The sequence below is a fragment of the Corynebacterium sp. HMSC05H05 genome, assembly GCF_001807265.1.
In the GTDB taxonomy this organism is placed as follows: Bacteria; Actinomycetota; Actinomycetes; order Mycobacteriales; family Mycobacteriaceae; genus Corynebacterium.
In genome coordinates this window covers 208387-219439 of sequence record NZ_KV788371.1, presented here as the reverse complement: position 1 = coordinate 219439, position 11053 = coordinate 208387, and the positions used below count along the sequence as shown (strand labels likewise).

Annotated in this window: 9 protein-coding genes; 2 read left to right on the top strand and 7 right to left on the bottom strand. The window is 67.1% G+C overall.

Annotated elements, in window-relative coordinates:
* Positions 1–721 precede the first annotated feature (721 nt).
* Positions 722–1375, bottom strand: a complete 654-nt coding sequence (locus HMPREF3151_RS02415) for a DUF3239 domain-containing protein (protein ID WP_371335900.1) — start codon at positions 1373–1375, stop codon at positions 722–724.
* 11 nt (positions 1376–1386) lie between these two features.
* On the bottom strand, positions 1387–3027 hold the full coding sequence (locus HMPREF3151_RS02410) for a DNA repair helicase XPB (RefSeq protein ID WP_070473027.1): 1641 nt from the start codon (positions 3025–3027) through the stop codon (positions 1387–1389).
* A 35-nt stretch (positions 3028–3062) separates the two neighbouring features.
* Between HMPREF3151_RS02410 and HMPREF3151_RS02405 the strand changes: the two genes are divergently transcribed.
* Positions 3063–3290 (top strand): type II toxin-antitoxin system ParD family antitoxin, encoded by a 228-nt coding sequence (locus HMPREF3151_RS02405; RefSeq protein WP_070473025.1) that lies wholly within the window; start codon positions 3063–3065, stop codon positions 3288–3290.
* On the opposite strand, the gene HMPREF3151_RS02400 is transcribed toward HMPREF3151_RS02405, so the two are convergent.
* The 4 genes from HMPREF3151_RS02400 to HMPREF3151_RS02385 are packed head-to-tail and all read right to left on the bottom strand — an operon-like array spanning position 3287 to position 6061.
* Positions 3287–4480, bottom strand: coding sequence for an ABC transporter permease (locus HMPREF3151_RS02400; RefSeq protein ID WP_070473022.1), 1194 nt, complete (start codon positions 4478–4480; stop codon positions 3287–3289). The two genes, HMPREF3151_RS02405 and HMPREF3151_RS02400, sit on opposite strands and share 4 nt — an antisense overlap.
* Entirely contained in the window at positions 4480–5358 is an 879-nt protein-coding gene (locus HMPREF3151_RS02395; RefSeq protein ID WP_070473018.1) for an ABC transporter ATP-binding protein, read from the bottom strand. The genes HMPREF3151_RS02400 and HMPREF3151_RS02395 overlap by 1 nt, the downstream gene beginning before the upstream one ends.
* Positions 5355–5807 (bottom strand): hypothetical protein, encoded by a 453-nt coding sequence (locus HMPREF3151_RS02390; RefSeq protein ID WP_070473015.1) that lies wholly within the window; start codon positions 5805–5807, stop codon positions 5355–5357. The genes HMPREF3151_RS02395 and HMPREF3151_RS02390 overlap by 4 nt, the downstream gene beginning before the upstream one ends.
* Positions 5804–6061, bottom strand: a complete 258-nt coding sequence (locus tag HMPREF3151_RS02385) for a helix-turn-helix transcriptional regulator (RefSeq protein ID WP_070473010.1) — start codon at positions 6059–6061, stop codon at positions 5804–5806. The genes HMPREF3151_RS02390 and HMPREF3151_RS02385 overlap by 4 nt, the downstream gene beginning before the upstream one ends.
* An 84-nt stretch (positions 6062–6145) precedes the next feature.
* On the opposite strand from HMPREF3151_RS02385, the gene HMPREF3151_RS02380 reads away from it, so the two are divergent.
* Positions 6146–8962: an FAD-binding and (Fe-S)-binding domain-containing protein gene (locus HMPREF3151_RS02380; protein ID WP_070473007.1), complete on the top strand. Its 2817-nt coding sequence runs from the start codon at positions 6146–6148 to the stop codon at positions 8960–8962.
* Here the strand turns inward: HMPREF3151_RS02380 and HMPREF3151_RS02375 are convergent.
* Positions 8959–11016, bottom strand: coding sequence for a helicase-associated domain-containing protein (locus HMPREF3151_RS02375; RefSeq protein WP_070473005.1), 2058 nt, complete (start codon positions 11014–11016; stop codon positions 8959–8961). The two genes, HMPREF3151_RS02380 and HMPREF3151_RS02375, sit on opposite strands and share 4 nt — an antisense overlap.
* Positions 11017–11053 lie beyond the last annotated feature (37 nt).

Genomic DNA, 11053 nt, shown 5'->3' with positions numbered 1-11053 from the left:
CCGACCCAACAACTTCACACAAGCCCCCGCCACACAACCGTTTGTGTGGCGGGTGCCCCTTTTTTGGTCCAGGCTTGTGTGTGCCCGCATCGCGGACACCACCAGCCACACCAACAATGGGTGCCACCAACGACCCTGCTGACCGGGGGTGAGGTTTCGTAAAACCTGACGGGCGCGTTCCGCGACCTGGGGAACAGCGCGGGAAAACCGGGCGGTCGTCAACTGCTACGAGACCACCCCAGACTGCCGGCGCCCTGCGGACACCGCATTGCGGACAACACCACCCACACCCACCATTCGTGCGCACCCACGATCCCACCGCCGGGCGGATGCTTCCTTCGAGGCGGCGATACACACCAACTCCGCATTGCGGACAACACCACCCACACCAACAATGGGTCCGCACCCAGAGTGTGCAAAACTCGGCAACACCACCACCTGACCCACACACCGACCAGCACAAACACACCCAGGCCGGACGACTTCTACACAACACACCCGCACATACGGAGGAAACAACGGGACTCGGACGCACACCAACTCCGCATTGCGGACAACCAGGCCTGCACCAATCATTGGCGCCCAGCCACGAAGTCCCGCAGGCTGGGGCGAACAAAGTAGAATGCCCGCGACCGAACCGATGAGGGATCTGTCGCGGGTGAGAGATGGGGAGGGGCGGAAGTCGGGCGCGGGCAGACGCTTAGCCCGGAAAGAGCCCGCGCTAGAGCTCCACGAGCGAGTTCTTTGACTGCTCGACGAGAGCAGCCTTCTTGCGGGCGCGCTCCAGCGTGGACCACTGGTCCTGGGGGATCGATTTCCGTGCGGAAGCTACAACTGCCTCGTCGGGAGTGCCCCAGGCGATGGGCATGGGGGTGATGGTCTGCCAGTGCTGTTGGTCGCGGGTGGAACGCTGCGCGCCCACCGCAGCGACGGGCACCTTGGTTCCGACCTTGTCGGAAGTGTTCGGGAGAGGCTGCATCACACGCGAGGTGATGGCCCAGCGCGGCGGCAGGGCGGGGTCCACGTTCAGGTTCACCAGCGCGGTCAGGGTCACCGTCGTGCCGGCGCGCTCGGTGATGATGGCGGGGGCGAGCGGGTGGGAGTCGTAGATCTCCTGGGTCTTACCCACGCTGCGGGGGATCAAAAGCGCCACCACGAGCATCAATACGCCGAACAGTACGGCGCCAAAGCTGCCAAGCCAATGCCACGGCGAGGACGGGTCCACAAGGAACCACACGGCGACGCCGACGATCACGGAGATGACAAAGATCGCGATGCCGGATGCGACGAGGCTGCGGGTGTCGCGCACCATCTCGTTGTGCTGCTTCGCAAAGTCCTCGTCGACGTCGAACTTGAATACCTTCATGCCACTCATGGCATACAAGTTTAAAGGTCGGCGGCGTCGACCAGTCGGTACGCGTAGCCCTGTTCAGCCAGGAAGCGTTGCCGGTGCATGGCGTACTCGGAGTCGAGGGTGTCGCGGGCGACCACGGTGTAGAACACGGCTTCCGCGCCGTCAGATTTGGGCCGCAGCAATCGGCCCAGGCGTTGCGCTTCTTCCTGCCGGGAGCCGAAGGTGCCGGAGACCTGGATGGCCACGGCGGCTTCGGGCAGGTCGATGGAGAAGTTCGCCACCTTGGACACCACCAGGGTGGAGATTTCCCCGTCCCGGAACGCCTGGAAGGCTTCTTCGCGCTTTTTGGTGGTGGTTTTGCCGTCGACCAGGGGAGCGTCGATACGCGATGCGATCTCCTCGAGCTGCTCCACGTACGCGCCGATGATCAGGGTCTGCTGCCCCTTATGCGTTGCAAGAAGCCTATCGACGACTTCCAGCTTGCCCACCGAACAGGCCGCCAGACGGTAACGCTCGCGGGTTTCGGCGGTGGCGTAGGTGAGGCGCTCCTCGTCGGTGAGCGTGGTGCGGACTTCGACGCACTCGGCGGTGGCGATGTAGCCGGCCATCTCGAGTTCTTTCCACGGGGCGTCGTAGCGCTTTGGCCCGATGAGGGAGAACACGTCGTCCTCGCGGCCGTCCTCGCGCACGAGGGTCGCCGTGAGTCCGAGGCGGCGGCGGGACTGGAGGTCGGCGGCCATGCGGAAGACGGGAGCGGGGAGGAGGTGGACCTCGTCGTAGATGATCAGGCCCCAGTCGCGGGAGTCGAAAAGTTCGAGTGCGCGGTATTCGCCGTTGGTTTTGCGGGTGACCACCTGGTAGGTGGCGATGGTCACGGGGCGGATTTCCTTCTTCTCGCCGGAGTACTCGCCGATCTCCTCAGGCGTTAGGGTGGTGCGGCGCAGCAGCTCGTCGCGCCACTGGCGGCCGGCGACGGTGTTGGTCACCAGGATCAAGGTGGTGGTTTGTGCCTGCGCCATCGATGCTGCGCCGACGATGGTTTTGCCGGCGCCGCAGGGCAGCACCACCACGCCGGAGCCGCCCTCCCAGAAGGATTCGGCGGCGTACTGCTGGTAGTCGCGCAGCTCCCAGCCGTCGTGGTTTAGCGCGATCGGGTGAGACTCGCCGTCGACGTAGCCGGCCAGGTCCTCCACGGGCCAGCCCAGCTTGGTCAGCTCCTGTTTGATCTGGCCGCGGGCGGAGGGGTGGACGGGGGCGGTGGTGTCGTCGATAGGCTTCGCGATGAGCGGCTGGATCTTCTTGCTGCGGGTGACCTCGGTGAGGATCGCGTGGTCGTCCGCCTCCAGGATCAGCCCGTGGGCGGGGTGCTTGACCAGCTTGAGGCGGCCGTAGCGGGCCATGGTTTCGGCAACGTCCACGAGCAGCGCCTGCGGCACCGGGAAGCGGGAGTAGCGCTCGAGCACATCCACGGCCTGCTCGGCGTCGAAGCCGGCGGCGCGGGCGTTCCACAGCGCAAGTGGGGTGATGCGGTAGGTGTGGATATGCTCGGGCGCGCGCTCGAGCTCTGCGAACGGGGCGAGCGCGGCGCGGGCCTTGGGTGCGTCCGGGTGCGCGACTTCGAGCAGGACGGTCTTGTCCGACTGGACGATCAGGGGGCCGTCGCCGAGAGCCATGCGATCTACTCCTAAATGTTGGTAGCGTGCCGTGTATGGCTAAGAACACTTCAGTTGTACTCGGCGAACGTTACGACAAGTTCATCGCCCGGCTCATTCAGGACGGCCGCTATGCGTCTGCCAGCGAAGTCCTGCGCGAGGGGCTGCGGCTCGTGGAGGAGCGGGAGCAGAAGTTCGACGCGCTCAAACTCGCCGTAGAAAAAGGAGAACTCGGCGCCGAGTTCGACGCCGAGCAGTTCATCGCCAAAATGCGCGCACGCTAGCCCCTGCGCAGCAGCTGGGACCACTTGGTCACGTTGCCGTTGTTGAGGATCGTGCGCTTGTAGATGCGGGCGGCGGCCCACACGGCCAGCGCCGTCGCCAAAGCCGCGAGGGCAAACGAGCCTGCCAGCTGCAGCGCGGTGAAGTCCCCGGCCGCATACGACAGCGGCGCGGCGAAGATGGAAAACGGCGGGATCCAGCTCATTACCTGCATCCAGGTGGCATCGGTGTTCATCCAGCCGAAGCCGGGGATGTACGCGGAAGCCATGATGAGCAGCAGGATCGGCATCTGGGTGGACTGCAGGTCCTCGGTGCGCTGCACCATCGCGCCGGCCGCGGCGTAGAGGGCGCCGAAAAACAGCATGGCCAGCAGCCAGGCGATCAGCAGGACGGGGAGGACGGACCAGTCGAATTCGATGTCGTCCACGAGCCCGGAGACCTTCAAGCCAACGCCGCCGACGATGAGCAGCACGGCGGTGGCGAGGAAGCCCAGCACGAGCGTTCCCAGCAGCTTGCCCGCCAGGAAATCCAGCGGGCGCACGGAGGCGAGGACGAGCTCGACCACGCGGGAGGATTTCTCCTCGGTCACGCGGCTTCCCACCTGGGCGGCGAAGGTGATCACGGTGAAAATGACCACCATCAGCGCCACGAATGTGGTGAGCAGGCGGAGCAGTTGCTGCTCGAAGTCTTCGCCGCTGGCCTCGTCCACGTCCACAGGCACGATGTCGATGCTGCGGGACGCCGCCTCGTAATCCGCGGGCGAAATGCCCAGCGTGTTCAGCGTTTCGGCGCGGGTGTAGCTGTCGGCGAGCGCCTCCATCCCCTCCATGATTCCGGCCGACGGCGTGCCGTCCGAAATGACTTCCCACTGGTCGCCCTCGGCCACCAGCGCGGCCTTGACGTCGCCGTCGCGCACCAGTTGCACCGCGTCGTCGCGGCTCGCAGTTTCGCGGGCGTCGTACCCGGCGCCGTCGAGCAATTGCTTATCGACGCCTACGGTCGCCACCGCAGTCTTCGCATCGCCGCCGTCAGCGCCGTCCTTGCTCTTCTGCCAGGAGGCGAAGCCGATGACACCGACCATGGCTAGAAGGAGGATGACGAAGGTGATGACCACGCCCTTCTTCAGCAGCAGGATCTGGATCTCGCGCGCAGCCGTGGTGGTGATCGTGTGCATGGGTGAGTAAGCCTTCATTACTGCACAACCTCCTTAAACAGGTCGGCCAGGTCGGGCACGACCCGGGTGAACTCGTGGACGGGGCCTGCGGCCGTGGCGGCCTGCAGGATGCGCTGGTCGTCCTGGACGCTCGGGGCTTCGAGGATGACGTGGGTGGCGGAGTCGTCGATAAGCTTCATGCCCTCCGGGATCCAGCCGCGGGCCTGGGTGCCCACCTTGAAGCGGGTGGGGCCGTGGGCGCGCAGCTCGTCGACGGTGCCTTCGGCCACCATGCGGCCGCGGGTGACGATGCCGATGCGGTCGCACAGGCGCTGCACCAGATCCAGCTGGTGGGAGGAGAAGATGACGGGCACGCCAGCGCGGGCACGGTCGGTGAGCATCGTGCTCATCACGTCCACGGCGACGGGGTCGAGGCCGGAGAACGGCTCGTCCAGGATGAGGATGTCGGGGTCGTGGATGAGGCTCGCGGCGAGCTGGACGCGCTGCTGGTTGCCCAGGGAGAGGTCGTCGAGCTTGTCGTTCACGCGCTCGCCCAAACCGAGCTCCTCGAGCAGCTCGGTGCCGCGCTGCTTGGCGGCTTTGCCGTCGACGCCGTGCAGCTTGGCCAGAAAGACCAGTTGCTCCAGGATCTTTTCTTTGCCGTACAGGCCGCGCTCCTCGGGCATGTAGCCGATGCGGCGGCGGGTGTCGTCGTCAAGCGGGCGCCCGTCGAGAAGCACCTCGCCCGAGTCAGCGGCGAGCACGCCGAGGGCGATGCGCATCGTGGTGGACTTGCCGGCGCCGTTGGAGCCGACGAAGCCGTACATTTCGCCGTCGTGGACGGTGAAACTCATGCCGTCGAGGGCTTGGACGCTGCCAAAGCGCTTGTTCAGGTCGCGGATTTCGATTGTGGTCACTTGTCCTCCTCCTTGCGGTTAAAGGTAATGGCGTAGCCGACCATGGGCAGCGGGTAGACGATGAGGAAGGTGAACAGCATGAAGTACCCGGCAGCTACTAAGGCAGTGCTGCCAGGTCCGTCTAGCAGCTGACCGGTAAGCATGAAACCGAAACCGCCGATGCCATTGAGCAGGGCGAATGCTTTCATCGCACGCTTGCGCCAAGTGTCCAGCACGCTGCGCTCGTACTCGTCGAGCAGGTCTTCTGGAATGGTGTCGGCGTTGCCGTTCTCCGCTCTGATCTGTGCCCATGCGATCATGCTGATTATGACGGAAGCGATCGACAAGGTCGATAGCCACCACTGGCTCAGCGTCAGCTGGAGCGCGGTGCAGACGATGAAAAAGAGCATGGCTAAGAAGGAAATGGCAATGAGCGTTTTTGTTTTTCTCTCACGGTCGATGCCGTTCATCTGGTGTACAGCTCCTTCGACATAGGGGGAAATTCGGTGCGGGAGAACACGGCCTCGACGGGGAGGTCGAAGACCTCGCAGACGCGGAAGGCTAGATCCAGGCTGGGGGAGTGGTCTCCGCGCTCGAGCGCGCCGACGGTTTGCGGGTTGACGTTGATCAGTTCTGCGAGCTGGATTCGTGTCATGTCGCGCTCGGCGCGGAGTACACGAACCCGGTTATATATCGGGTCCTTCGGTAGCTTCTTCGGCGACATGCAATGAAGTGTTGTATAAACCCAACACTTTGTCAACGGTTGTGAAATGTATTCCGCGGATTCACAGGGGGCTAGCATGGATTTATGACCACAACCATTTCCTCCCCCGCAGACCATCTGTCCCGCGAACTCGGCTCCGACCAGGCGCTTTCCACCCGCCCGATCGACCGGATCAAGTACGCCCACGACGCGTCGCACTTCCTCTACACCCCGGACGTGGTGGTGGAAGCCCGCACCGCCCACGACGTGGCGGCCGCCTTCCGCGCCTCGGCGGCATCCGGCGCCCCGGTGGTGCTGCGCGGCGGCGGCACCTCCCTGTCCGGCCAGGCCGGCGGCGCGGGCATGATGGTGGACGTGCGCAAGCACTTCCGCGGCGTGGAGGTCCTTAACGGTGGCAAGCGCGTGCGCGTCCAGCCCGGCTCCACGGTGCGCCAGGTCAACGCCCACCTCGCCCCGTACGGCCGCAAGATCGGCCCGGACCCGGCGTCCGAGGGCGCGGCGACGATGGGTGGCGTGATTGCCAACAACTCCTCCGGCATGGCCTGCGGCACGCAGTACAACACCTACAACACCATCGAATCGATGACGTTCGTGCTGCCGTCCGGCACCGTCATCAACACCGCCCACGCGGATGCGGAGGCGCAGTTTGCGCGGGAGGAGGCGGAGCTCGTCGCAAAGCTTGAGCGCTTGAAGCGGCGCGTGCGCGAGAACAAGGAATCCGTCGCCACCATCGAGCGACACTTCGCGCTGAAGAACACGATGGGCTACAGCCTCAACGCGTTCCTAGATTACGAGTCGCCCCTGGACATCTTCATGCACCTGCTGGTCGCGTCCGAGGGCACGCTCGCGTTCATCGCGGAGGCTGTGCTGCGCACCATCGAGGTGCCGAAGCTGAAGACCACCACCATCGCGGTGTACCCGACGCTTGACGCGGCGACGCGCTCGCTGCCGGCGCTGTTCGACTCCAAGGCCGCCACGCTGGAGCTGATGGACTCGCGCTCCATCAAGGTCGGCCGCACCTTCGACTCGGTGCCGGAGCAGATCACCGGCTTCGAGCTGTCCGGCCAGGCTGCGCTGCTCATCGAGTACCACGCCAACGAAGCCGATGAGCTGCGCGAATACGAGGCCGCGGGCGCAAAGCTGCTGGAAGGCTTCGACCTGCAGACCCCGGCCGCCTTCACCACCGACGCCGCCGAGGCCGCCAAGGCCTGGGCCTTCCGCAAGGGCCTCTACGCGCAGGTCGCCGAGGCGCGCCCGTCCGGCACCACCGCGCTGCTCGAGGACATCGCGGTGCCCGTGGACGACCTCGCCGACACCTGCGGCGGGCTGCAGCAGCTTTTCGACGCCTACCGCTACGACGACGCCGTCATCTTCGGCCACGCCAAAGACGGCAACATCCACTTCCTCATCACCGACCGCTTCGAAGGCGACGAGAACCTGGGCCGCTACGACGGCTTCAACGAAGAGATGGTCGACCTCGTGCTCGGCGCCGGCGGCAACCTGAAGGCCGAGCACGGCACCGGCCGCGTGATGGCGCCGTACGTGCGCCGCCAGTACGGCGACGAGCTCTACGAGGTCATGGTGGAGCTCAAGCGCGCCGCCGACCCGCGCGGGGTGATGAACCCGGGCGTGATCATCACCGACGACGAGCGCGAACACATGAAGAACTTCAAGCTCAACCCGCACGTGGAAGACGAGATCGACTCCTGCGTGGAGTGCGGCTACTGCGAGCCGGTGTGCCCCTCGCGCGACATCACCATGACCCCGCGCCAGCGCATCGTGGTGCGCCGCGCCCGTGCGAAGGCGATCCAGGAAGGCGACACCGAGCTGGTCGCACACATCGACGAGGCCTACCAGTACGACGGCATCGACACCTGCGCGGTGGACTCCATGTGCGTCACGGCCTGCCCGGTGAAGATCGACACCGGCAAGTTCATCAAATCCCTGCGCCGCGGCCAGGCCGGTGCCGCGGAATCCGCCGGCTGGGCGGCCGCCGCGAAGGCGTGGGGCCCGGGCAACACGCTGGCCTCGGCGGCGCTTACCGGCGCGTACTACATGCCGACCAAGCTGGTGCAGAAGGTCACCGACGTCGCCCGCGCCCTGGTGGGCGACGACACTGTGCCGCAGTACCGCTCCGAGCTGTCCAAGGGCGGGGCCAAGCGTTCCAAGGCGTTCGGCACCCGGATCGGCGCGCCGGGCGCCGAGCCGGCGGGCGTGTTTGTCCCCGCCTGCGTGAACTCCATGTTCGGGCCGCAGGGCGAGGGCGTGGGCGCCTCCGAGGCGTTTGCGAAGCTGGTCGAGCGCGCCGGGCTCGCGCTGACCGTCCCGGAGGGCATCGACGGGATGTGCTGCGGGACCCCGTGGGCGTCGAAAGGCATGAGCACCGGCCACGACATCATGCAGCGCCGGGTCAACGACCAGCTCATCGCCGCCACCGACGGCGGGCGCCTGCCCGTGGTCGTGGACGCGTCCAGCTGCACCCACGGCTTCCGCGACATGGCCGAGGGCATCGGCATCACCGTCATCGATGCCATCGAGTTCGTCGAGGACCAGGTGCTCGAGCGCCTCGAGGTGAAGCAGAAGGTGGACTCTGTGACGTTGCACCCGACGTGTTCGGCGACGCACCTTGGGATCGTCGATACGCTGGCGCGCGTCGCTGACGCCGCGGCCGAAGATGTGCGCGTGCCCGCCGAGTGGAACTGCTGCGGCTACGCGGGCGACCGCGGCATGCTGCACCCGGAGCTGACCCACGCCGCGACGAAGCGCGAGGCGGCGCAGGCGGCCGAGCTGGACTCGACCTGCCATGCGTCGTCCAACCGCACCTGCGAGCTGGGCCTGACCGCGGCGACCGGTGAGGACTACGAGCACATCCTGGAAATCCTGGAGCGCGTCAGCCGCTAAGCCAGCACCACTTTGGTGATGCGCGGCAGGGCGATGCGCACCACGCGATCTGCGGCCTCGTCGAGAGCGTCGACTTGCCCCGCGCTCACGCTCAGCGGCAGCACAGTGAGCGTGCGGCCGCGCCCTTGCTTATCCACGAAACCTACGGCCACATGCCGCTTCGCTCGAGCCGCCGCCCGCAGCGTTTCGAAGATGTCGCCGGCCCCGGCGTCCGCGTCGGAGCCGGAATCGGCGCGCAGCTTGGCCACGATCGCTTCGACCTGATCCTCGGTGGCCTTTGGGGTGCGCGGCAGGGTAGACGGGGTAGCGGCGACCAGCGCGGGTTCGGGCGCCATGTTCAGCGTCGCGCCGGTGTTGTCCTCCGCGGTGGGCTGCATCCCGGCCGCACGCAGCTGCGCCATGAGCTTGGTCAGCGGCTGGTCCGACACCGCGACGGTGGAGGCGAGGACGCGCAGGCCGCAGCGCTCGGCCGCGGTGGCGATCAGCGCCGGGTCCGCGGAACGGATGTAGCTCAGCGCGCTGCCGGCGCGGATGGCGCCGTGGGTGCGGGCGGTGTCGTCGACAAGAAACGCGATTGCCTGCGGCACCTCGCCCATGACGTGCTGGCCCAGCCAGGTGTGGACCTCCTCGGCAGTGAGCCCGCCGTCCAGGCCGCGGCGCACCGACGCCTCCGTGACCCGCCACACGCTGGCCAGGCCCGGCGATTCGAGCTCGGCGATGCGCTCCAAAAACGACGCCATGTCCGGCTCGAGCGGGCCAGGGGCGAGCATTGTCATGTCGCCCTGGGCAATCAGCGTGTCGACGGACGCGGGCACGAGCTGTTTGGCCGCGGCGGCGACGTCCTCGCCATCACGGCCGTCCAGCAGCGCCAGCAGGGGAGAGGACTGCGCCGGCTGCGGGGTGCCGGCGAGCGCGCCGACGAACTGGGCCTCATCCACCACCGCTTGGATGAGCTGTGGCGAGAACCCGCTGGCCTCCAGCGGGGCGTGGAACAGTAACTGGTCGACGTTGCCCGCGTGGCGCAGGATGGTTGTGCGGGCGTGGCGCACCGCGGGCGCGTGCATGTCCGCGGACAGAAGTTTCGCGGCGGTGTCGGCGCGCCACGGGGAGGCGGCCCAGCCGACCATGAGGATTGCCCACTGGTCTGAAAGCGTGGCGTCGATCCACGTCAACGCGTCGCGGGTGGCGGCGAGCACGTCCTCGTCGTCGACGTTGCCGCGGCCGACAAGGCCCGCCGCCTCGCCGATGGTGATCAATAACCTCGGGTCGAAGCCGAGTTCCTTTTCCAGGTTCGCCGCGGCGCGCACGCCGACGGTGCCGTCCTTGTTCAGCGCGACCGGGTGGTCCATGAGCGCCATGACCAGCTGGCGCATTTGTCGCACGGCGTCCAAGCCCGCCGAGGTCGCGGCCTCGTCCACCGCGGACTGGTCCACCTCCGGCAGCGCGGGCGCCTGAAGCGGGAACTCACGCGGCTGGATCCCGCGCATCGCGTCGCGCACCGGCCGCGGCAGCCGCACCGTGTTCGCGTCCACCCGCACCAGCAAACCGGCCGCAAGCAGCTTCGCCACGGGTGCCGCGGGGTCCGCGTCGGGCCCGGCCGCCGAGGTGGTGCCCACCCCGCCCGAGGAGGCCAGGGTCTCCAACACCTTGCGCTCGCGGGCGGGCAGTGCCTCTAGCGCTTCGGCCGCGCCCGCCGGCAGACTGTCGGTCACGCGCCAGCCTGGGGGCAGCGCGGTGAGCGTGCCGGGGGAGATCCGCAGCTCCTTATCCGGCCCGAACACCAAGGCGAGTTCCCGCAGGTGCGCCACGTCGCCGAGCTCGCCCGCGTCCACCGGGTCCAGCTCCGCGCCGGCGTCGGCGAGCCGCTCCAGCACCGCCAGGTCAGCGGCCGTGAGCTGGCGCAACGCCCGCGACGCGGAGCCCGGCAGGCCTAGGCGCGTGGCCAACGACCCTGCCGAGGGAGGGGTGGGGAAGAAGGCATCTGGCCGGGTGCGGATGAGAAGGCGGAGCTGATCGTCGCTAAGCGACTGCAAGAATTCGGGGAAGGTAGACATTGCGGGGGTGAGTTTACGTGCGTTTTCTTGCCCGGCG